At 65.6% G+C, this 22113-nt stretch carries 16 protein-coding genes and 3 rRNA genes; 18 read left to right on the forward strand and 1 reads right to left on the reverse strand.

All coding sequences use genetic code 11. The features are described from left to right. Positions 1 to 10 precede the first annotated feature (10 nt). The 8 genes from argC to argH all read left to right on the forward strand — a co-directional run bounded on the left by argC (position 11) and on the right by argH (position 7753). Complete coding sequence (gene argC, locus H7F30_RS09590; protein WP_187034785.1) at positions 11 to 1060, forward strand: N-acetyl-gamma-glutamyl-phosphate reductase; 1050 nt, start codon at positions 11 to 13, stop codon at positions 1058 to 1060. Continuing rightward, the gene (locus H7F30_RS09595) at positions 1060 to 1470 is read left to right on the forward strand and encodes an ACT domain-containing protein (RefSeq protein ID WP_118912585.1); all 411 of its coding nucleotides are present in this window, start codon (positions 1060 to 1062) and stop codon (positions 1468 to 1470) included. The genes argC and H7F30_RS09595 overlap by 1 nt, the downstream gene beginning before the upstream one ends. Continuing rightward, a complete protein-coding gene (gene argJ, locus H7F30_RS09600; protein WP_187034787.1) occupies positions 1467 to 2618 on the forward strand; it encodes a bifunctional glutamate N-acetyltransferase/amino-acid acetyltransferase ArgJ in 1152 nt (383 codons plus the stop codon). Before H7F30_RS09595 ends, argJ begins: the two co-directional genes overlap by 4 nt. Next, on the forward strand, positions 2615 to 3556 hold the full coding sequence (gene argB, locus H7F30_RS09605; protein WP_187034789.1) for an acetylglutamate kinase: 942 nt from the start codon (positions 2615 to 2617) through the stop codon (positions 3554 to 3556). Before argJ ends, argB begins: the two co-directional genes overlap by 4 nt. After that, on the forward strand, positions 3553 to 4767 hold the full coding sequence (locus H7F30_RS09610; protein WP_255464728.1) for an acetylornithine transaminase: 1215 nt from the start codon (positions 3553 to 3555) through the stop codon (positions 4765 to 4767). Before argB ends, H7F30_RS09610 begins: the two co-directional genes overlap by 4 nt. Beyond that, positions 4764 to 5696 (forward strand): ornithine carbamoyltransferase, encoded by a 933-nt coding sequence (argF, locus tag H7F30_RS09615; protein ID WP_187034791.1) that lies wholly within the window; start codon positions 4764 to 4766, stop codon positions 5694 to 5696. Before H7F30_RS09610 ends, argF begins: the two co-directional genes overlap by 4 nt. Further along, positions 5693 to 6229 (forward strand): arginine repressor, encoded by a 537-nt coding sequence (locus H7F30_RS09620; RefSeq protein WP_187034793.1) that lies wholly within the window; start codon positions 5693 to 5695, stop codon positions 6227 to 6229. The genes argF and H7F30_RS09620 overlap by 4 nt, the downstream gene beginning before the upstream one ends. Before the next feature lie 90 nt (positions 6230 to 6319). Further along, positions 6320 to 7753, forward strand: a complete 1434-nt coding sequence (argH, locus tag H7F30_RS09625) for an argininosuccinate lyase (protein ID WP_047312134.1) — start codon at positions 6320 to 6322, stop codon at positions 7751 to 7753. Positions 7754 to 7838: 85 nt separating this feature from the next. On the opposite strand, the gene H7F30_RS09630 is transcribed toward argH, so the two are convergent. Beyond that, positions 7839 to 9083: a globin domain-containing protein gene (locus tag H7F30_RS09630; RefSeq protein WP_187034795.1), complete on the reverse strand. Its 1245-nt coding sequence runs from the start codon at positions 9081 to 9083 to the stop codon at positions 7839 to 7841. A gap of 176 nt (positions 9084 to 9259) precedes the next feature. Between H7F30_RS09630 and H7F30_RS09635 the strand changes: the two genes are divergently transcribed. The 10 genes from H7F30_RS09635 to H7F30_RS09680 all read left to right on the forward strand — a co-directional run bounded on the left by H7F30_RS09635 (position 9260) and on the right by H7F30_RS09680 (position 22063). Continuing rightward, positions 9260 to 9907 carry a DNA-3-methyladenine glycosylase gene (locus tag H7F30_RS09635; RefSeq protein WP_255464729.1) on the forward strand — a complete coding sequence of 216 codons (648 nt, stop codon included), beginning with the start codon at positions 9260 to 9262 and terminating at the stop codon, positions 9905 to 9907. 75 nt (positions 9908 to 9982) lie between these two features. Next, positions 9983 to 11245 (forward strand): tyrosine--tRNA ligase, encoded by a 1263-nt coding sequence (gene tyrS, locus H7F30_RS09640; protein ID WP_187034799.1) that lies wholly within the window; start codon positions 9983 to 9985, stop codon positions 11243 to 11245. A gap of 483 nt (positions 11246 to 11728) precedes the next feature. Continuing rightward, positions 11729 to 13251, forward strand: a 16S ribosomal RNA gene (locus H7F30_RS09645). A 385-nt stretch (positions 13252 to 13636) separates the two neighbouring features. Further along, a 23S ribosomal RNA gene (locus H7F30_RS09650) occupies positions 13637 to 16741 on the forward strand. Between the two features lie 87 nt (positions 16742 to 16828). Then, positions 16829 to 16946 (forward strand): 5S ribosomal RNA (gene rrf, locus H7F30_RS09655). Together the 16S, 23S and 5S rRNA genes form the textbook arrangement of a ribosomal RNA operon. 238 nt (positions 16947 to 17184) lie before the next feature. Continuing rightward, the gene (locus tag H7F30_RS09660) at positions 17185 to 19158 is read left to right on the forward strand and encodes a tetratricopeptide repeat protein (RefSeq protein WP_187034801.1); all 1974 of its coding nucleotides are present in this window, start codon (positions 17185 to 17187) and stop codon (positions 19156 to 19158) included. Then, positions 19151 to 20122 carry an HAD-IIA family hydrolase gene (locus H7F30_RS09665; RefSeq protein WP_047312661.1) on the forward strand — a complete coding sequence of 324 codons (972 nt, stop codon included), beginning with the start codon at positions 19151 to 19153 and terminating at the stop codon, positions 20120 to 20122. Before H7F30_RS09660 ends, H7F30_RS09665 begins: the two co-directional genes overlap by 8 nt. Further along, on the forward strand, positions 20119 to 20340 hold the full coding sequence (locus H7F30_RS09670) for a hypothetical protein (protein ID WP_047312662.1): 222 nt from the start codon (positions 20119 to 20121) through the stop codon (positions 20338 to 20340). The genes H7F30_RS09665 and H7F30_RS09670 overlap by 4 nt, the downstream gene beginning before the upstream one ends. Continuing rightward, positions 20337 to 21161, forward strand: coding sequence for a TlyA family RNA methyltransferase (locus H7F30_RS09675; RefSeq protein WP_047312663.1), 825 nt, complete (start codon positions 20337 to 20339; stop codon positions 21159 to 21161). The genes H7F30_RS09670 and H7F30_RS09675 overlap by 4 nt, the downstream gene beginning before the upstream one ends. Continuing rightward, complete coding sequence (locus H7F30_RS09680) at positions 21158 to 22063, forward strand: NAD kinase (RefSeq protein ID WP_129663251.1); 906 nt, start codon at positions 21158 to 21160, stop codon at positions 22061 to 22063. Before H7F30_RS09675 ends, H7F30_RS09680 begins: the two co-directional genes overlap by 4 nt. The last annotated feature ends 50 nt before the right edge of the window (positions 22064 to 22113 follow it).

Below are 22113 nucleotides of genomic sequence, written 5' to 3' on the forward strand. Positions count from 1 at the left end.
CCTGAACGACATGGTTCAGGTCGCAGTCGCCGGTGCGAGCGGATACGCCGGAGGAGAGCTCCTCCGCTTGCTGCTCGCTCACCCCAACGTCGAGATCGGAGCGTTGACGGCCGGGGGCTCCGCGGGTTCGCGACTGGGTGAGCACCACCCGCACCTCATGCCGCTGGCCGATGTCGTTCTCGAGGAGACGACGCCGGAGGTCCTCGCAGGACACGACGTCGTGTTCCTCGCACTTCCCCACGGTCAGAGCGCTGCCTTGGCCGCCGCGCTCGCCGAGGACGTGCTCGTCGTCGACTGCGGTGCCGACTTCCGCCTCGAGAACGAGAACGACTGGACTGCGTTCTACGACACCCCGTACGCAGGTTCGTGGGCCTACGGTATGCCCGAACTGGCCCTCGGGACCGCAGCCAAGCAGCGGGACAACCTGGCCGGGGAGCGCCGCATTGCCGTCCCGGGCTGCTATCCGACCGCGGTCTCGCTCGCCCTCGCGCCCCTGTTTGCCCACGACCTCGTGGAGCACGATGACGTCGTCGTCGTGGCCTCCTCCGGAACCTCGGGGGCCGGCAAGGGCCTCAAGCCGCACCTGCTCGGATCCGAGGTCATGGGATCGATGAGCCCGTACGGTGTCGGCGGCGGCCACCGTCACACCCCTGAGATCGTGCAGAACCTCCGCCGCGCCGCGCAGGGAGCGGACGACGTGTCCCTGTCGTTCACCCCCACGCTCGCGCCGATGCCGCGCGGCATCCTGGCCACGTGTACCGCGCGCGTGCGTGACGGCGTGGACGCCGCGGCGATTCGCGCGGCCTTCGAGGCGGCCTACGGCGGCGAGACGTTCGTCCACCTGCTTGCGGACGGCTCGTGGCCCTCGACAGGGATGGTCGTTGCGTCCAACGCCGTCGCGGTTCAGTTCGCCCTCGATGCAAGCTCCGGCCGCGTCGTCGTCGTCTCCGCCGTCGACAACCTCACGAAGGGCACGGCAGGAGCTGCCGTGCAGTCGATGAACCTCGCGTTGGGCTTCGACGAAGCCGCGGGCCTGCCCGCGGTGGGGGTGGCTCCCTGATGGTCGCCTTCGGAGCGCAGTTCACCCTCATCGCCCACCCCGAGGAACTGTCGTACGTGCGCCTCGGGCCGCACGAGGTGGTGCCAGACTGGGCCCTCACGGACGCCCCGCTCGTCTCGGTGAGCGCCACCGCATCGGAGACCTCGGTGCTGTGTCTGTCGTCCGCCATCCCGCGTGACGCGGTGGTGCGCCAGCAGGGGCCGTTCAACGTCTTCGAGGTCGACGGTCCGCTCGACTTCGCCCTCACGGGTCTCCTGTCGGCGATCGTGACGCCGCTCGGTGAGGCCGAGCTGACGGTTTTCACCGTTTCCACGTTCGACACCGACTGGATCATGGTTCCCACCTTCGAGTCCGACCGCGCCCGCGCGCTGTGGAAGCGTGCCGGCCACATCATCAAGGAGAAGGAATGAGCGTCACTGCCGCATCAGGCTTCCGGGCCGCCGGTGTCACGGCCGGCCTCAAGCCCAGCGGAAAGCCCGATCTCGCGCTCGTGGTCAACGACGGCCCCGAGCACGTCGGTGCCGCGGTGTTCACGAGCAACCGGGTCGAGGCGGCCCCCGTGACGTGGTCACGCCAGGTCGTCACCGACGGCCGCGTCGATGCTGTGGTCCTCAACTCGGGTGGTGCGAATGCCTGCACGGGCGCCCAGGGCTTCCTCGACACTCACCGCACGGCCGAACTCGTGGCCGAGGCCGCCGGCGTGAGTGCGGGCGATGTCATGGTGTGCTCCACGGGGCTCATCGGTGAACTCCTGCCGATGGACCGCATCGAGAATGGTGTGACGCAGGTGTCCGGCGCCGTGAGCGCCGACGGTGGCGCCGACGCGGCCGAGGCCATCATGACGACCGACACCGTGGCCAAGGAGTGCGAAGGCATCGGCTCGGGGTACGTCGTCGGTGGCATGGCGAAGGGAGCGGGCATGCTCGCACCTTCACTGGCCACGATGCTGGTCGTCGTGACGACAGATGCCGTCCTCACCTCGGAGCAGGCTGACGAAGCCCTGCGCACGGCGACGCGCTTGTCGTTCGACCGCATCGACTCCGACGGCTGCCAGTCGACGAACGACACCGTGCTCCTCATGGCGTCCGGCGCCTCCGGCGTCGCGCCCGAGATGGGGGAGTTCACGAGCATCCTGACGGAGGTCTGCCAGGATCTTGCGCTGCAGCTCATCACCGACGCCGAGGGTGCTGCCCACGACATCGAGATCGTCGTCAACGGAGCTGTAAACATTAACGATGGACTTGAAGTTGCACGCGCGGTCGCCCGTAACAACCTCTTCAAGTGCGCGGTTTTCGGGGGAGACCCCAACTGGGGTCGCGTCCTCGCGGCCGTCGGCACGACGAAGGCGGCGTTCGACGCTCGTACGCTCGACGTTGCGATCAACGGCGTCATGGTCTGTCGCGACGGCGGCGTCGGCGACGACCGATCCGGCGTTGACCTGTCGAACCGTGAAGTGAAGGTCGAGGTCTTCCTCAAGGCGGGCGAGGAGTCCGTGACAATCTTCACCAACGACCTCACGCACGACTACGTTCACGAGAACTCGGCCTACAGCACATGAGCACCTCCGAGCACGACCACGGGCTGGCCGGCGAGCGCCGTGACCTGAGTTCGATCGCTTCTGCGGCACTCAAGGCGGGCACCCTCGTCGAGGCGCTGCCGTGGCTCGAGCGCTACCAGGACGCGCTCGTCGTCGTGAAGTACGGCGGCAACGCGATGACCGACCCGGCACTGAAGAAGGCCTTCGCCGAGGACATCGCCTTCCTGCGCTATGCGGGGTTGCGCCCCGTCGTCGTTCACGGGGGCGGACCTCAGATCGCCTCAATGCTGGAACGCATGGGCCTCAAGAGCGAGTTCCGCGGCGGGCTGCGCGTCACGACCCCCGAGGCGATGGAGGTCGTGCGCATGGTGCTCACCGGCCAGGTCTCGCGTGAACTCGTCGGCCTCATCAACCAGCACGGCCCGATGGCCTTCGGGCTGTCGGGGGAGGACGCCCGCCTGTTCGGCGCCCGCCGTCGGCCGGCGTACGTTGACGGGCAAGCTGTCGACATCGGTCTCGTCGGCGATGTCGAGATGGTCGATCCGCAGATCGTGCGCGACCTGACGCACTCCGGGCGCATCCCCGTCATCTCGTCGGTGGCTCCCGACCTCGACAACGAAGGTCAGGTCCTGAACGTCAACGCCGACACGGCAGCGAGCGCGCTGGCCGTGGCACTCGGTGCCCACAAGCTCGTCGTGCTCACCGACGTCGAGGGCGTCTACGCCAACTGGCCCGACCCGGAGTCGCTGCTGTCGACCCTGCCCGTCGAGGATGCCGAAGCGATGCTCGCGACCGTCGAGACCGGCATGGTGCCCAAGCTCGAGGCCTGCATTCGCGCGGTGCGCGGAGGGGTGCCGCACACGCACGTCGTCAACGGCACCCGCCCGCACTCGATCCTTCTCGAGATCTTCACCGACGAAGGCATCGGCACGATGATCACGTCAGGAGGACGCTGGTGAGTACCCAGCACGAGAGCCAGACGTACCTCGAGCGGTACGGCACGGCGATGATGGGTGTCTTCGGCGAGCCCGGCCTCGTCCTCACCGAGGGTGACGGCTGCTACGTCACGGACGCCGACGGCCGGCATTACCTCGATCTGCTCGGCGGCATCGCCGTCAACTCCCTGGGTCACGGCCACCCGGCGCTCGTCGCCGCGGTACAGGAGCAGGCTGCACGGCTCATCCACACCTCGAACCTGTTCACGACGCCCGGTCAGGTGGCCCTGGGTGAGCGGTTGATCGAGATCGCCGGAGCGCCGGAGGGCTCACGCGTCTTCCTCTGCAACACCGGCAGTGAGGCGAACGAGGCCGCGTTCAAGCTCGCGCGTCGCACCGGTCGACCCGATGTCGTTGTCCTCGACGGGGGCTTCCACGGGCGCACGATGGGGGCCATCTCGCTCACGTCGAAGGAGGCCTACCGCGCCCCGTTCGAGCCGCTCGTGCCCGGCGTCCGGCGAGTGCCGTACGACGACGTCGAGGCGTTGCGTGACGCTGTCGACGAGTCCGTGGGTGCTGTCCTCGTCGAGCCGATCCAGGGTGAGGCCGGCGTCGTCGTGCCGAGTGAGGGCTACCTCGAGGCGGCGCGCCGGATCACGCGTGACGCCGGTGCGCTGCTCATCCTCGACGAGGTCCAGACGGGCATCGCGCGCACCGGCGAGTGGTTCGGTTTCCAGACGCTCGCGCCGGGGCTCGTGCCCGACGCGGTGACGGTGGCCAAGGGCCTCGGTGGCGGCGTTCCTGTCGGCGGGCTCATCACGTTCGGGCCGGAAGTCTCCGGCCTCCTCACGGCGGGCCAGCACGGCACGACGTTCGGCGGTAACCCACTGGCCTGCGCTGCTGCGCTCGCGGTGCTCGACACGATCGCCGGGGACGGGCTTCTCACCCACGTCGTACGACGGGGAGAGCACCTCGCCGCTCGCATCGACGCCCTCGGCGACGCCCGCGTCACCGGATCACGCGGCCGTGGCCTGCTGCGCGCCGTCCTCCTGCGGGACGCCGTGGCGCCGCAGCTCGTCGTCGCCGCGCGCGAGGCCGGCTTCGTCGTCAACGCGCCGACGCCGAACGCCGTTCGCCTCGCGCCCCCGCTCGTCATCTCTGACGCCGAGCTCGACACGTTCGTGGACGCCCTGCCGACCCTGCTCGACCGAGCAGGAGAGAAGGAGACATCGTGACCCGCCACTTCCTGCGCGACGACGACCTGTCGCCCGCCGAGCAGCGTGAGGTGCTCGACCTTGCCGCACGCCTCAAGGCCGATCGACACTGTGTCCGCCCGCTCGAGGGGCCCCGCGGCGTCGCCGTCATCTTCGACAAGCCGACGCTGCGCACCCAGCTCAGTTTTTCGGTGGGCATCGCCGAACTCGGCGGCCACCCGATGATCGTCGACGGCAACCTCGCCCAGGTGGGCACGCGGGAGTCGATCCACGACGTGGCCAAGGTGTTGGGCCGCCAGGTGAGCGCCATCGTCTGGCGGACGTTCGCCCAGAAGTCGCTCGCAGAGATGGCCGAGCATTCGGGAGTTCCGGTCGTCAACGCGCTCACCGACGACTTCCACCCGTGCCAGATCCTCGCCGACCTCCTCACTGTCACGGAGCACAAGGGAAGCGTGGCCGGGCTCAAGGTCGCCTACGTCGGCGACGCAGCCAACAACATGGCGCACAGCTACCTGCTCGGCTTCGCCACTGCGGGGGCGAACATCGTCGTCGCCGGACCGGAGAGCTACCAGCCGAACCCCCAGATCCTCGAGGACGCTCAGCGCATCGCGGCGCAAACGGGTGGGAGCGCCACGGCCTCCACCGACGCCGTGGTCGCGGTCAGCGATGCGGACGTCGTCATCACCGACACCTGGGTGTCGATGGGGCAGGAGGGCGAGAAGGCCGAACGCCAGGGCGAGACGAACCCGTTCCGGTCGTTCGCCGTGACCGCGGACCTCATGGCCCACGCCAAGGCCGATGCCATCGTCATGCACTGCCTGCCCGCATACCGGGGGTACGAGATCGCCGCCGATGTCATCGACGGGCCGCAGTCGGTCGTCTGGGACGAAGCGGAGAACCGTCTGCACGCGCAGAAGGCTCTGCTCGCCTTCCTTCTGGAGCGCTCGTGATCGCGCCGACGAAGGGCGCGCGACATCAGCGCATCCGCGAGATCCTCGGCCGGGAGTCCATCCGCTCGCAGACCGATCTCGCCGAACGTCTGCTCGAGGACGGCGTCGACGTCACCCAGGCGACGCTGTCGCGTGACCTCGTCGAGCTGGGCGCTGTCAAGGTGCGCCAGGGGCGAACACTCGTCTACGCCGTGCCTGGCGAGGGCGGCGATCGAACGCCGCGTGCCGGCGCCGCTCGTACCGAAGCCGTGCAGCGCCTTCGCCGGCTCTCCGGCGAACTGCTCGTCACGGCCGAGTCCTCGGGCAACCTCGTCGTGCTGCGCACGCCTCCGGGCGCTGCGAACTTCCTCGCCTCGGCGATCGACCACGCGGAGTTCGAGGAGGTGCTCGGCACCATCGCCGGCGACGACACGATCCTGGTCATCGCCCAGGCGGACGCCGAGTCGTCAGCTCTGGGGCAGCGCTTCCTCGACCTCGCCGGGCGTACTGACGACGCCGGAACCGACGAGGACCTTCCCGCCGACGATGCGTGAGAATCCACGTGAGCACCCTGAGATCTTCCTGCTACCCCTGCACTTCGGTGGCCCGTTCGAGCCGGGCCACTCCTCGATGAAAGGTTCGTCATGACCCAGGCCGATTCGCGCCTCAGCCTCTGGGGCGGACGCTTCGCCGGCGGCCCCTCCGACGCACTCGCGGCCCTGAGCAAGTCCACCGACTTCGACTGGCGCCTCGCGCCGTACGACATCGCCGGGTCCCGGGCACACGCCCGCGTCCTGCACCGTGCTGGCCTCCTCGCCGAGGACGACCTCGAGGCCATGCTCTCGGCTCTCGAGAAGCTGCGCGGTGACGTGGAATCGGGCGTCTTCGTCCCGGCCCAGGACGACGAGGACGTTCACACCGCGCTCGAGCGCGGCCTCATCGAACGTGCCGGTGCAGACGTGGGCGGGCGCCTGCGCGCCGGGCGCTCGCGCAACGACCAGGTGGCCACCCTGTTCCGCATGTACCTGCGTGATCACGCGCGGGTCGTCTCAGGGCTGCTGCTCGACGTCGTCGACGCCCTCGTGGCTCAGGCCCGAACCCACATGGGCGTCGCGATGCCCGGCCGCACGCACCTGCAGCACGCCCAGCCGGTGCTCCTCAGCCACCACCTTCTCGCCCACGCCTGGGCCCTGTTGCGCGACGCCGAGCGCCTCGTCGACTGGGACAAGCGCACGGATGCCTCGCCGTACGGCTCGGGGGCGCTCGCGGGCTCGTCTCTCGGCCTGGACCCGGCTCGGGTGGCCGAGGACCTCGGCTTCAGCCGCCCGACGCAGAACAGCATCGACGGCACCGCCTCGCGTGACTTCGTCGCCGAGTTCGCCTTCGTCTCCGCGATGGCTGCGGTCGACATCTCGCGTATCGCCGAGGAGGTCGTTCTCTGGGCGACGAAGGAGTTCAGCTTCGTCACCCTCGACGACGCCTTCTCGACCGGTTCCAGCATCATGCCGCAGAAGAAGAACCCCGACGTCGCCGAGCTGGCGCGAGGCAAGGCGGGCCGTCTCGTCGGTGACCTGGCGGGTCTGCTCACGACCCTCAAGGCGCTCCCCCTCGCCTACAACCGCGACCTGCAGGAGGACAAGGAGCCGGTCTTCGACGCAGTCGACACCCTCGAACTGCTCCTGCCGGCCTTTGCCGGGATGACCGCGACGCTGACGTTCCACCCGGAGCGCCTCGAGTCGCTGGCCCCGCAGGGCTTCTCGCTCGCCACCGACATCGCGGAATGGCTCGTGCGCGAGGGCGTGCCGTTCCGTGTGGCTCACGAGGTCGCCGGAGCCTGCGTTCGGGAGTGCGAGAAGCGCGACATCGAGCTGTGGGATCTCTCGGACGACGACCTGGCCGACATCAGCGAGCACCTCACCCCGGGCGTGCGTGAGGTGCTCAGCGTTCCGGGATCGCTCGCGTCGCGCAACGCCACGGGCGGCACGGCCCCGGAGCGAGTCGGTGAGCAGCTCGAAGCTGCCGCCGCTCGAGCCGGCGAGCTTCGCGAGTTCGCTGACTCGCGCATCGAGCTGCGCTGATCTGCGCGCTTTCCCCGTCGCATGACGACAGCGGCACCCGCGAACGGGTGCCGCTGTCGTCGTCCGTGCTGACGGCTGACGCTGATCAGGCCAGTCGCTGCTCCTCGGCGACGAGCTCTTCGGGGGAGGCCTGGCTGGAGGCCGAGCCACCGAGCCACAGGTCGGGCCCGAAGATCTCGTAGCTGATGTCGGCCGCGTCCACGCCGCGGTCGAGCAGGCCCGAGCGCACGTGCTGCATGAACGGAACCGAGCCGCAGAGGTAGTACTCGGCGTTGTCCGGCAGGTCGAGCTCGTCGACGGCGACGAGACCCTCGCGCGCGTCGTCGCCGCCCTTCTCGTAGTACGTGATGGCGGTGGCGCCGGCGTCGGCCGCGGTGCGGGCGACCTGCTCGCGCAGCGGGTGGGTGTCTGCATCGATGTCGGCGTGGACGACGACGAGTTCACGACCGTTCGTGCGGCCCTGAGCGGCGGCGTCGAGGATCGAGGCCATCGGCGTGATGCCGATGCCGGCGGAGAACATGACGAGCGGGCGCGTGTGGTCGTCCTTCGCCACCTCGATGTCGCCCACCGGTGCGCTCACGGGCAGAACGTCGCCCTCGGAGCGCTCGAAGAGGTATCCCGAGACGGCACCGTCGGGGGTGCCGTTCGCGCCGAGCACCTTCTTGACCGTGATCTGGAGGGCGGCGTCCCCGGGTGCGCTCGAGATCGTGTACTGGCGGGGCTGACGGTAGTCGTCCTCGAGCTGAGCGATGACGGAGACGTACTGGCCCGGAACGTAGTCGGGAATCGCCGAACCGTCGACGGGCTCGAGAGTGAACGTGCGGGCGTTGCCGCCGGCGTCCTCGATGCGCGTGATGCGGTGGTCCTTCATGAGGGAGTCCGGTGTGCGGTCGATCTGCTGGTACAGCTTCGCCTCGGCGCTCACGAGGTCCATGGCGAACAGCCAGTACACCTCTTCCCAGGCGCGTGCCACCTCGGGCGTGACGGCGTCGCCGAGCACCTCGCCGATGGCCTCCATGAGGTTGCGGCCGACGATGGTGTAGTCGCCGGGCTTGATGGCGAGGGCAACGTGCTTGTTCGCGATGCGCGACAGGACGTGGTCGAAGTCGATGTCGGAGTCGCCCAGCAGGTGGTGGGCATACGCGACGATGCTCGACGCCAGCGCGATCGGCTGCTCGCCGATGGCCTGGTTCGCCTGGTTGAACACGTTGAGCAGGTCCGGGTTGCGCTCGAACATCTTGGGGTAGAAGACCTTGGTGATCTGCGTGATGTTCTCGATGACCGGTCCGGCAGTCGCCTTGACGATCTCGGCGTTGTCGGCGTGCAGCATGCGTCCTCCAGGGTGACGTCGTCAGGTTGCCGTAGACGGTTGTCCCGTTGCGGCCGTCGTGACGCTACGGCGCGGGCCTGGCTCGAGGGCAGGGACGAATGTCACCGATCCCCAGGAACCGAGGGGTGCGGGACCGCGACGGCGGAACCCATCGGCAGCGTTGGCACAATGACGGCGTGCACCCCGTCAATCCAGATCTCTTCGCCGCAGCGCCCGAGGTGGTGGCTCCGCGGCTGCTCGGCCTGGTCGTGCACCACGACGGCGTCGGTGTGCGAATCAGCGAGGTGGAGGCGTACGCGGGGGAGCGCGACCCGGGGTCGCACGGCTTCCGTGGTCGCACTCCGCGCAACGCGGCGCTCTTCGGACCTCCCGGCACCGTGTACGTCTACATCAGTTACGGCATCCATCGAGCCTTCAACCTGGTCTGTGGCCCCGACGGAGAGTCCGGAGGAGTGCTCGTGCGCGCCGGTGAGGTCGTCGAGGGGGAGGCGATCGCTCGGCGGCGCCGCGGGGGAGACCGGCGCGAGGTCGCGTTACGGCTGCTGGCGCGGGGGCCGGGAAACCTCGGGCAGGCGCTCGGCGTGGATCTCGACCTCAACGGAACGCCGGTCACCGGAAGGGAGGCGCAGGTGCGACTCACCGGGCCGGACGGGCGTACCCGGCTCGAATACCGCAGCGGCCCACGGGTCGGGGTGAGCGGCCCCGGCGGCGACGGCACGCTGTACCCCTGGCGCTTCTGGCTGCCCGACGACCCGACAGTCTCCGCCTACCGGCCCGCCGTGGCGCGCCGACGAGCCGCGACGAGTCAGCACCAACCGAAGTGACGCGGGCGCACCCGATGGGGCACCCTTGGAACGGCGCCGGAGCCAGACACCGGCCATGACGACGAAAGGCACATCGTGACCCACATCCTCGACGAGCTGCAGTGGCGCGGAGCGGTGGCACAGACCACCGCTGAAGCCGAGCTGCGTGAAGCACTCGCGAACGGACCCATCACGGTGTATTGCGGTTTCGACCCGACTGCCCCGTCGTTGCACTTCGGCAACCTCGTTCAGCTCATCCAGCTCCGTCGCCTGCAGAGGGCCGGCCACCGAGTGATCGCCCTCGTCGGCGGCTCGACGGGACTCATCGGCGACCCCCGTCCGAGTTCGGAGCGAGTGCTCAAGACGAAGGACCAGACGGCGGAGTGGGTCGACAAGATCCGCTCGCAGGTGCGCCCCTTCCTCGACTTCGCGGGTGAGAACCCGGCGCGCGTGGTGAACAACCTCGACTGGACCTCACAGATTTCGGCTCTCGACTTCCTGCGCGACGTCGGCAAGTACTTCCGCGTCAACGCGATGATGAAGAAGGACGCCGTAGCGGCTCGCCTGAACTCCGAGGAGGGCATCAGCTACACGGAGTTCAGCTACCAGATCCTTCAGGCGCTCGACTACCTCCACCTGTACCGCGAGTACGGCTGCACCTTGCAGACCGGTGGTTCGGACCAGTGGGGCAACCTCATTGCCGGGGCCGACCTCATCCGTTCGGTCGAGGGCAAGAGCGTTCACGTGCTCACTTCGCCGCTGCTGACCGACGCGAGCGGGCAGAAGTACGGCAAGTCGGAAGGCAACGCCATCTGGCTCGACGCGACGATGACGAGCCCCTACGCCTTCTACCAGTACTTCCTCAACGTCGAGGACTCCGAGGTCATCAAGCTTCTGAAGTTCATGACCGACAGGACGCCGGAGGAGATCGCCGAGCTGGAGAAGGCCGTTGCCGAGGCACCCTTCCGCCGTGAGGCGCAGCGGACGTTGGCCGCCGACGTCACGACGCTCGTCCACGGCGAGGCTGCGACGGCCGGCGCCGTGGCCGCGAGTGAGGCTCTCTTCGGCAAGGGAGACGTGACGGCGCTTGACGCGTCCACGCTCCGTGACGCAGCGCAGGAACTGCCGGGAGCCGACGTCGCCGAGGGCACCAGCCTGACGGACGCCGTGGTCGCGGTCGGCATCGCGGACTCACGAAACGCGGCCCGGCGCCTCATCGGTGACGGCGGGGTTTCGCTGAACAACGTGAAGATGAACGACGCCGAGTACGCCCTGACGGCGGACGACTTCCTCCACGGCGAGGTGGCAATCCTCAAGCGCGGCCGCAAGTTCCAGGCCGCGGCACGTCGGGCCGGGTGACCCGACGTCCGGTGCAGGGGAGGGGCTCTCGAGGCACCTCTCCCGCACCGAACCCCCTGGCACATCTCCGCGTTTGTGCCCAGGGTGAGAAGCGTGTAATATTTTCCGAGTCGCCGCGAGCAGCGGAGGGCCGAACGCCCGCCGCGAGCCGCACCTGACACTCTCGGACTGCCTACAGGCACAACGAATTACAGCGATGTAGTTCGAAGCGGCCAGGTTGGTGCTAAGCCGAGGAAGTGCTAGGATAGACGAGTTACCCCAGACGGGTGAGAGGTTCCACCTCAAACCCTGACGGTGTGTGATTGTGTTTTGAGAACTCAACAGCGTGCCGATGTGATCATCGCCAAACAACAATATTTGCTGGCCTTATGGCTGGTGTTGTTCTGGCTGATGTTTGATGGATGGATACAAGACACACGATCACCTTTTTGTGGGTGGTGGTGTGGTGTCACCGTTTGATTTCGGCTGGGATACAGATTTTTTTTGACGGAGAGTTTGATCCTGGCTCAGGACGAACGCTGGCGGCGTGCTTAACACATGCAAGTCGAACGATGAAGCGCCAGCTTGCTGGTGTGGATTAGTGGCGAACGGGTGAGTAACACGTGAGTAACCTGCCCCCTACTCTGGGATAAGCCTGGGAAACTGGGTCTAATACTGGATATGACCAATCACTGCATGGTGTGTTGGTGGAAAGATTTTTTGGTGGGGGATGGACTCGCGGCCTATCAGCTTGTTGGTGGGGTAATGGCCTACCAAGGCGACGACGGGTAGCCGGCCTGAGAGGGCGACCGGCCACACTGGGACTGAGACACGGCCCAGACTCCTACGGGAGGCAGCAGTGGGGAATATTGCACAATGGGCGAAAGCCTGATGCAGCGACGCCGCGTGAGGGATGACGGCCTTCGGGTTGTAAACCTCTTTCACCAGGGACGAAGCTAACGTGACGGTACCTGGAGAAGAAGCACCGGCTAACTACGTGCCAGCAGCCGCGGTAATACGTAGGGTGCGAGCGTTGTCCGGAATTATTGGGCGTAAAGAGCTTGTAGGCGGTTTGTCGCGTCTGCTGTGAAAGACCGGGGCTTAACTCCGGTTCTGCAGTGGGTACGGGCAGACTAGAGTATGGTAGGGGAGACTGGAATTCCTGGTGTAGCGGTGAAATGCGCAGATATCAGGAGGAACACCGATGGCGAAGGCAGGTCTCTGGGCCATTACTGACGCTGAGAAGCGAAAGCATGGGGAGCGAACAGGATTAGATACCCTGGTAGTCCATGCCGTAAACGTTGGGCGCTAGGTGTGGGGCTCATTCCACGAGTTCCGTGCCGCAGCTAACGCATTAAGCGCCCCGCCTGGGGAGTACGGCCGCAAGGCTAAAACTCAAAGGAATTGACGGGGGCCCGCACAAGCGGCGGAGCATGCGGATTAATTCGATGCAACGCGAAGAACCTTACCAAGGCTTGACATACACCGGAATCATGCAGAGATGTGTGCGTCTTCGGACTGGTGTACAGGTGGTGCATGGTTGTCGTCAGCTCGTGTCGTGAGATGTTGGGTTAAGTCCCGCAACGAGCGCAACCCTCGTTCCATGTTGCCAGCACGTGATGGTGGGGACTCATGGGAGACTGCCGGGGTCAACTCGGAGGAAGGTGGGGATGACGTCAAATCATCATGCCCCTTATGTCTTGGGCTTCACGCATGCTACAATGGCCGGTACAGAGGGTTGCGAAACTGTGAGGTGGAGCTAATCCCAAAAAACCGGTCTCAGTTCGGATTGGGGTCTGCAACTCGACCCCATGAAGTCGGAGTCGCTAGTAATCGCAGATCAGCAACGCTGCGGTGAATACGTTCCCGGGCCTTGTACACACCGCCCGTCAAGTCACGAAAGTTGGTAACACCCGAAGCCGGTGGCCTAACCCTTGTGGGGGGAGCCGTCGAAGGTGGGACTGGCGATTGGGACTAAGTCGTAACAAGGTAGCCGTACCGGAAGGTGCGGCTGGATCACCTCCTTTCTAAGGAGCACATGAGCTCTTGCATCACCGCGTGTGTGATGGGAGTGTGCTGGGTGGAACGATGATCATGGTGCACGCACTGCTCGCTCGAGCAAGCTCAAGTACGACACATGCAACGAGGACTCCTTCGCGGGAGTGATCGCTGTGAGTGTGGGGAACGGGCTGGCCGAGGTGGGGTGGTGGGTGTGATTGGCGCGTTGTTGGGTTCTCAGGACATGCATCATGCGTGTTCTGGGGTTTGGCTGGCACTGACAGCCCGGCCACGAACGATCGGATCTGTAGGGACCAGGATTGGTTGCTGCGGGTGTGGTTGTGGTGGGTTGGTTGGTGTGTGGCGTGTTGTTTGAGAATTACACAGTGGACGCGAGCATCTAGTATCTGTGATCTTTAAGTTTTTAAGGGCACACGGTGGATGCCTTGGCACCAGGAACCGATGAAGGACGTTGTAATCTGCGATATGCCTCGGGGAGTCGATAAACAGGCTGTGATCCGGGGATTTCCGAATGGGGAAACCCGACCAGAATCATGTCTGGTCACCTGCACCTGAACACATAGGGTGTTGGGAGGGAACGTGGGGAAGTGAAACATCTCAGTACCCACAGGAAGAGAAAACAAGAGTGATTCCGTGAGTAGTGGCGAGCGAAAGCGGATGAGGCTAAACCATGATCGTGTGAGACCTGTCAGGGGTTGCGGTTGTGGGGTTGTGGGACAGTGCTGACCTTGTCTGACAGCAGGGTGCGCAGTAAGAAACCAGTTGTGTAGTCGAACAGTTTTGAATGGCTGGGCGTAGAGGGTGCGACTCCCGTAGACGAAACATAGCTGGCTGTGTTGTGCTGTTTCCCAAGTAGCACGGGGCCCGTGAAATCTCGTGTGAATCTGGCAGGACCACCTGCTAAGCCTAAATATTCCCTGGTGACCGATAGCGGACTAGTACCGTGAGGGAAAGGTGAAAAGAACCCCGGGAGGGGAGTGAAATAGATCCTGAAACCGTGTGCTTACAATCCGTCGGAGCCTCTGTGTGGGGTGACGGCGTGCCTTTTGAAGAATGAGCCTGCGAGTTAGTGCTCAGTGGCGAGGTTAACCCGTGTGGGGTAGCCGTAGCGAAAGCGAGTCCGAACAGGGCGTTTGAGTCGCTGGGTCTAGACCCGAAGCGGAGTGATCTACCCATGGCCAGGTTGAAGCGCCGGTAAGACGGCGTGGAGGACCGAACCCACTTAGGTTGAAAACTGAGGGGATGAGCTGTGGGTAGGGGTGAAAGGCCAATCAAACTCCGTGATAGCTGGTTCTCCCCGAAATGCATTTAGGTGCAGCGTCGCGTGTTTCTTGCCGGAGGTAGAGCTACTGGATGGCTGATGGGCCCCACCGGGTTACTGACGTCAACCAAACTCCGAATGCCGGTAAGTGAGAGCGTGGCAGTGAGACTGCGGGGGATAAGCTTCGTAGTCGAGAGGGAAACAGCCCAGATCATCAGCTAAGGTCCCTAAGCGTGTGCTAAGTGGGAAAGGATGTGGAGTTGCTGTGACAACCAGGAGGTTGGCTTAGAAGCAGCCACCCTTTAAAGAGTGCGTAATAGCTCACTGGTCAAGTGATTCTGCGCCGACAATGTAGCGGGGCTCAAGCACATCACCGAAGCTGTGGCAATGACACACATACCCTTAACGGGGGTGTTGTTGGGTAGGGGAGCGTCGTGTGGCGAGTGAAGCGGCCGAGTGATCGAGTCGTGGATGCTACACGAGTGAGAATGCAGGCATGAGTAGCGAATGACGGGTGAGAAACCCGTCCGCCGAATAACCAAGGGTTCCAGGGTCAAGCTAATCTGCCCTGGGTAAGTCGGGACCTAAGGCGAGGCCGACAGGCGTAGTCGATGGACATCCGGTTGATATTCCGGAACCGGCGAAGAACCGCCCATACTGAACCACGGGATGCTAACCACCCGAACCATGAACGCCGAGCCTTCGGGCTCATTGTTCATGGGGAGCGTGGGACCCGATCGTGTAGTAGGTAAGCGATGGAGTGACGCAGGAAGGTAGCCTCCGCGGGGCGATGGTTGTCCCCGTTCAAGCATGTAGGCCGAACGTCTAGGCAAATCCGGACGTCGTATTGGCTGAGATGTGATGGTGACCACGTATGTGGGAAGTAGGGTGATCCTATGCTGTCGAGAAAAACTTCTAGCGAGGTTCGAGCCGCCCGTACCCCAAACCGACTCAGGTGGTTAGGTAGAGAATACTAAGGCGATCGAGTGAATCGTGGTTAAGGAATTCGGCAAAATGCCCCCGTAACTTCGGGAGAAGGGGGGCCCAAGCCTTGAAGCACTTGCGTGCTAGGGGTGAGGGTCGCAGAGACCAGGGAGAAGCGACTGTTTACTAAAAACACAGGTCCGTGCGAAGAAGTAATTCGATGTATACGGACTGACGCCTGCCCGGTGCTGGAAGGTTAAGAGGACTGGTTAGTCACTTTGTGTGGCGAAGCTGAGAATTTAAGCCCCAGTAAACGGCGGTGGTAACTATAACCATCCTAAGGTAGCGAAATTCCTTGTCGGGTAAGTTCCGACCTGCACGAATGGCGTAACGACTTCTCCACTGTCTCAACCACGAACTCGGCGAAATTGCAGTACGAGTAAAGATGCTCGTTACGCGCAGCAGGACGGAAAGACCCCGGGACCTTTACTACAGTTTGGTATTGGTGTTCGGTACGGCTTGTGTAGGATAGGTGGGAGACTGTGAAGCATTGGCGCCAGCTGGTGTGGAGTCATTGTTGAAATACCACTCTGGTCGTATTGAGCTCCTAACTTCGGTCCGTGATCCGGATCAGGGACAGTGCCTGATGGGTAGTTTAACTGGGGCGGTTGCCTCCCAAAGGGTAACGGAGGCGCCCAAAGGTTCCCTCAGCCTGGTTGGCAATCAGGTTTTGAGTGTAAGTGCACAAGGGAGCTTGACTGTGAGACAGACATGTCGAGCAGGCACGAAAGTGGGGACTAGTGACCCGACGGTGGCTTGTGGAAGCGCCGTCGCTCAACGGATAAAAGGTACCCCGGGGATAACAGGCTGATCTTGCCCAAGAGCTCATATCGACGGCATGGTTTGGCACCTCGATGTCGGCTCGTCGCATCCTGGGGCTGGAGTAGGTCCCAAGGGTTGGGCTGTTCGCCCATTAAAGCGGTACGCGAGCTGGGTTTAGAACGTCGTGAGACAGTTCGGTCCCTATCCGCTGTGCGCGTAGGAAACTTGAGAAGACCTGTCCCTAGTACGAGAGGACCGGGATGGACGAACCTCTGGTGTGTCAGTTGTTCTGCCAAGGGCACGGCTGATTGGCTACGTTCGGAAGTGATAACCGCTGAAAGCATCTAAGCGGGAAGCACGCTTCAAGATAAGGTTTCCATGACACTACGGTGTTGAGAGGTTCCCTAGAGACGATGGGGTTGATAGGCCGGATGTGGAAGCTCAGTAATGAGTGAAGCTGACCGGTACTAATAAACCGACAACTTAAAACATCACCAATTGTTCTGGTGCTCGCGTCCCTGTGTAATTCTGAAACAACAACCACATCTCGTCAGATGAGTTGGTTAGTTTCATAGTGTTACGGTGGTTATAGCGAAGTGGGAAACGCCCGGTCACATTCCGAACCCGGAAGCTAAGCCCTTCAGCGCCGATGGTACTGCACTCGCCAGGGTGTGGGAGAGTAGGACACCGCCGGACTCCTTCAAAAAGAGAAGGGGGGTTCTCGAACGATCTGAACGTGTCACGCGTGTGGCGGCCTTGTAGCCCAACGGCTCGGCCCACACCGACAACGGTTCAGGTTCGAGAACCCCCTTTTTCGCATACCCAAAAGTCATTTACTTCGACGCGTTGTGGTGTTCGGCTCCGTAGCAAGCCGGGCCGCGGTTGTCGGAGGCCTGTGCGACGATGAAGTCGTCGTACCAACCGAGAGGAAACCATGTCCGAAGAGCGCAACGACAACGCATCCTCAGAGGGCGCCGAGCGCCAGCGAAGCCAGCGTTGGTCCAGCGCTCGTTCGGATCGTCGTGACTCTCCGCGGCGCGACGGTTCTCGTGATCAGCGTCGGGGTGACGACACCTACCGTTCGGATCGCCGCGACGAATCGCGTGGTGAAGGTCAGCGACGCGGGGACGGCTTCCGTGAGTCGTCGCGCGGTGCCTCCCGAGACGACCAGCGCCGGGGCGGTTATGGCGATCGTGGGGGCTACGGTCGATCCGATGAGCGTGCCTACCGCGGTTCCCGGGATGACAACGGACGCCGAGGTGGTTTTGATCGACGTGATGACCGAGGCGGTGCACGTCGCGAGGACTCTCGGGGCGAGCGGGGTGGTTACCGCGGGCCGGACTCCCGTGACGGGGAGCGTCGCTTCGATCGCCGGGAGGGTGAATTCTCCCGCGGGACGCAGGGCGAACGCGGAGGCTACGGGCGCCGTGAAGATCGTGAGCTCCAGGGGCGTCGTGACGATCGTCCGCAGCGCGGGGGCTACGGCAACCGCGACGAGCGCACTGGTCGTGGCGGCTTCGGCGGCCGCGACGATCGTGGGGGCTACGGCCGGCGCGACGAGCGCTCTGAGCGCGGTGGATACCGCGGACGCGAGGACCGCGGTGGCTATGGCCGTCGTGACGAACGCGGTGGTTTCCGTGAGCGCGGCGACCGCGGTGGCTTCCGCGGACGTGACGAGCGGGGCGGGGCCGGACGTGTCGGAGAGCGCCGGGGCTTCGGAGACCGCGACGGCGCGCGCTCGGGTGGGCGCAGCGTTGGTTCCTCCGACCGCGGGCGTGGTTTCGATTCCCGCGACCGACGGGACGGCTTCGAGCGTGGGGGACGCGACGGCGGACGTGATCGCGGCCGCGGGTTCGAGCGTCGCGGCGGGTTCGACGGTCGCGGTGACCGCGGCGCCGGCTGGTCGGACGAGCAGAGCCAGATCCGCGGCCCGCGCAGCTGGGACGCGAAGGCGACCGGTGACGAGCGTCCCCGTCGTCGTCCCGAGCCGATGCTTCCGGAGGAGATCACGGGCTACGAGCTCGACAAGTCGGTGCGTCAGCAGTTGCGCACGCTGAGCAAGGACAACGCAGAAGGCGTGGCGCGCCACCTCGTGGCCGCAGCCGAACTGCTCGAGGAGAACCCGGAGAAGGCTCTGGACCACGCGCAGCACGCGGTGTCGCGTGCCGGCCGAGTTCCGGCGGCCCGCGAGGCCCTCGGTCTCGTGCTCTACCGCACGGGTGAGTACGCCGAGGCGTTGCGGGAGTTCCGCACGGCTCGCCGTCTGTCGGGTTCGGATCACCTGCTGCCGTACATGGTCGATTGTGAGCGCGGCCTCGGCCGCTACGAGCGAGCCCTCGAACTCGCCAACTCTCCGGAGGCCCAGCGCCTGCCGGAGGCGGACAACATCGAACTGGCCATCGTCGTGTCGGGTGTCCGTCGCGACATGGGCCAGGCGCGTGCGGCGGTCGTCGGCCTGCGTCTTCCGGCGCTACAGAAGGCCACGACCCAGCCGTGGGCAGCCCGTCTGTTCTACGCGTACGCCGATGCCCTCATGGACCTCGGCGAGTCGGACGAGGCGCGCGAGTGGTTCGTCAAGGCCGACGAGGCCGACCGGGACGGTGAGACGGACGCGGGTGACCGCATCGACCAGATCGACGGCTTCGAGCTGACCGACCTCACGCCCGACGACGAGGACGAGCAGGACCCGCGCCTTGCCGAGATCGACCTGTCCGAGTACGGGGCGGTGCAGCCGCAGCGCCCGGAGGCCACATCTGCTGAGCCGACGACCGAGGCATACGCAGATGCTGCGGCCAACGAGCATGCGGTGAGCGACAACATCGTCGAGTCTGACGCCCCGGAGGCGGAGTCCTCCGGAGAGCGCAGCGTTCCTCGCGCGACGTTCGACGACGGCAGCTCTCGTGGCTGATGCGTTGATCGCTCGGTACGCGGCGATCGTCTGCGATCTCGACGGGGTCGTGTACGCCGGTCCCGAGCCGATCGAGCACGCTGTCGAGGCGTTGACGGCGGCATCAGACAACGGTGCCCACGTCGTCTATGCGACGAACAACGCGTCGCGTACCCCGGCCGAGGTCGCGGGGCACCTGCGTGAGTTCGGCCTCGTGGTTGACGACGCCGACGTCGTCAACTCCTCGGCAGCGGGTGCCTACCTACTGGCGGGGTCGCTCACGGCGAAAGCTCGGGTGCTCGCCGTCGGGGGCGCCGGTGTGGGTGTCGCGCTCACCGAGGCGGGCTTGACGCCGGTGTCGCCCCAGGAGGCCCGGGACGGCACGCCGGTCGAGGCTGTGCTCCAGGGGTACGGCGCGGACGTGCGTGCGAGTGACCTCGCGGAGGCGGGTTTCGCCGTCGCCGGCGGGGCACGCTGGATGGCGACGAACACCGATCTCACCCTCCCCACCGACCGTGGAGTCGCGCCGGGCAACGGTTCGCTCGTGGGCGCGGTACGCAACGCCGTCGGCGTGGACCCGGAGGTGGCAGGCAAGCCGATGCCCACGATGTACGAGATGGCAGCGCGACGCAGCGGCATCGACGCGCACCAGGTACTGGCCATCGGCGACCGGCTTGAGACCGACATCGAGGGCGCCGTGCGTGCGGGTATGGATTCCGTGCTCGTCCTCACCGGCGTGCACGATCTTGCCGATGCGGCGGCTGCGGCCCCAGAGCGTCGGCCCACGTTCGTCGTCGAAGACCTGCGGTCCCTGGCGCAGCCCTACGACGAGGACCCTTCCGCCCCCAGCACCTCGCACGACGACCTGACCTGGTCCCAGGCGCGCGCGCTGCTGCGCGCGACGTGGGCCGAGGTCGACGCCGGCGAGCTCGACGCGGACGGCGCCCGTCATCGGTTCACGGACCTCACGGTGCGCTCGGCATGACGGCCGTTCCTTCCCCGCGCGACCTCAATCGCGCAGGCGGTCCCGCGGGCGGTGGGGAAACTCAGCACGACGGGGCTGTCGATGCGGCGCTCGAGACGCTGTCGAAGTCCACCGAGGAGTTCGTCGACGGTGCGCGCGAGGACGCCGGCGGCGTCATCGAGGCCGCCGAGGCGGTGCACGAACAGTTGCAGCGTCGCCTGCAGGAGGCCGGATCGTGAGCGGCCAGACCCGGCTCGACGCGGCGCTCGTCGAGCGGGGTCTCGTGCGTTCGCGGGCCCAGGCCAAGGAGGCTCTCGCACGCGGCAGTGTCGCCGTCAACGGGCAGATCGAACGCAAGGCCTCCACCAAGGTCGCAGATGCGGACGTCGTCACGACGAGCGAGGAGCGTGACCCCTACGTCGGGCGCGCAGCGCGGAAGCTCCTCGCCGCGCTCGAGGCCTTCCCGGACTTCGCGGGCGCCGTTTCCGGTGCACGTGCCGTGGACGTCGGTGCCTCGACGGGTGGCTTCACCCAGGTGCTGCTCGAGCGTGGTGCGACGCATGTCGTGGCGCTCGACGTGGGCCACGGACAACTGGCCGAACCAGTCAAGAGCGACCCTCGCGTCACCGATCTCGAGGGCCTCAACATCCGCGACGTCGTCTCGCGCGACAAGGTGGACGGCTCTCCTTTCGATCTTGTCGTGAGTGACCTGTCCTTCATCTCGCTCACTTTGGCGCTACCGCACATGAACTTCCTCCTGGCGGAGGCCGGGCATCTCGTCGTGCTCGTCAAGCCGCAGTTCGAGGTCGGCCGCGAACGTCTGGGGCGCACCGGCGTCGTCACGTCGCGCGATCAGCGCCGTGAGAGTCTCGAACGCGTTCTCGCCACGGCCACCGGGCTTTCGCTCGTCGTCCATGGCATAGCGTGGAGCCCCATGGTGGGTACGCACGGCAACCACGAATACCTCGTGTGGTTGCGCCGTGAGAACCAAGGCAGCGGCCTCGACGACGAGACCCTGCGCGCCACCATCGATCAGCTCACCGGGAGGGACGACACATGAGCCGCCGCATCCTGCTCATCGGCCATTCGCGACGTCCTGAGGCCTTCGACGTGGCCGAGCGGCTCGTGTCCGCTCTCACCGAGCAGGGCATCACCGTCGTCGGATTCGCCGACGAGTTGACGGCCTTCGGCATCCGAGAGCGTGACCACGTCGTCACGCTCGCCGAAGGTACGTTGCCGCAGGGGTGCGAGTTGGCCGTCGTCCTCGGTGGCGACGGAACGATCCTTCGTGCAGCAGAGATCTGCCGTGACACCGGCATGCCGCTGCTCGGCATCAACCTCGGCCACGTCGGCTTTCTCGCAGAAGCCGAGATGGAGGACGTCGACCGCATCGCCGGCGGCATCATCGAACGCAGCTGGAGCGTGGAGGAGCGGGCGACGCTCGAGGTCGTCGCCTCGTCCGGCGGGAACGACCCCACCGAGCTGTACCGCGGCTGGGCTCTCAACGAAGCCAGTGTGGAGAAAGCCGAACGCGAGCGAATGCTCGAACTGACGGTCGAGATCGACGGCCGGCCGCTGTCGACATGGGGAGCGGACGGCGTCGTCATCGCGACCCCCACGGGCTCGACTGCCTATGCCTTCAGCGCCGGGGGGCCCGTTGTGTGGCCCGACACCGAGGCCATCCTGCTCGTGCCGATCTCCGCCCACGCGCTCTTCGCGCGCCCCCTCGTGCTCAGCCCGGCCGCTCGGCTCGCGGTCGAACTGGTGCCGGGGGCGCAGGGGAAGGCAGTGTTGTGGTGTGACGGGCGACGTTCGTTCGATCTGCCCGACGGTGCGCGGATCGACGTCGTGGCGAGTGCCAAGCCGGTACGCCTGGCGCGTCTCAGCTCCGCTCCGTTCACGGATCGTCTCGTGCGCAAGTTCGACCTCTCGGTCTCGGGGTGGCGCGGCTCGCGCGCCTGAGACCGTTCGCCAGGAGCGAAATCTCCAATCGAATGCGTGTTCGAACGACG

The sequence above is a fragment of the Dermacoccus sp. PAMC28757 genome, assembly GCF_014302635.1.
GTDB lineage: Bacteria > Actinomycetota > Actinomycetes > Actinomycetales > Dermatophilaceae > Dermacoccus > Dermacoccus abyssi.

Coding starts and splice junctions, on each gene's coding strand:
- argC (WP_187034785.1), top strand. CDS start 11: ATGGTTCAGGTCGCAGTCGCCGGTGCGAGCGGATACGCCGGAGGAGAG.
- H7F30_RS09595 (WP_118912585.1), top strand. CDS start 1,060: ATGGTCGCCTTCGGAGCGCAGTTCACCCTCATCGCCCACCCCGAGGAA.
- argJ (WP_187034787.1), top strand. CDS start 1,467: ATGAGCGTCACTGCCGCATCAGGCTTCCGGGCCGCCGGTGTCACGGCC.
- argB (WP_187034789.1), top strand. CDS start 2,615: ATGAGCACCTCCGAGCACGACCACGGGCTGGCCGGCGAGCGCCGTGAC.
- argH (WP_047312134.1), top strand. CDS start 6,320: ATGACCCAGGCCGATTCGCGCCTCAGCCTCTGGGGCGGACGCTTCGCC.
- H7F30_RS09630 (WP_187034795.1), bottom strand. CDS start 9,083: ATGCTGCACGCCGACAACGCCGAGATCGTCAAGGCGACTGCCGGACCG.
- H7F30_RS09660 (WP_187034801.1), top strand. CDS start 17,185: ATGTCCGAAGAGCGCAACGACAACGCATCCTCAGAGGGCGCCGAGCGC.
- H7F30_RS09670 (WP_047312662.1), top strand. CDS start 20,119: ATGACGGCCGTTCCTTCCCCGCGCGACCTCAATCGCGCAGGCGGTCCC.
- H7F30_RS09680 (WP_129663251.1), top strand. CDS start 21,158: ATGAGCCGCCGCATCCTGCTCATCGGCCATTCGCGACGTCCTGAGGCC.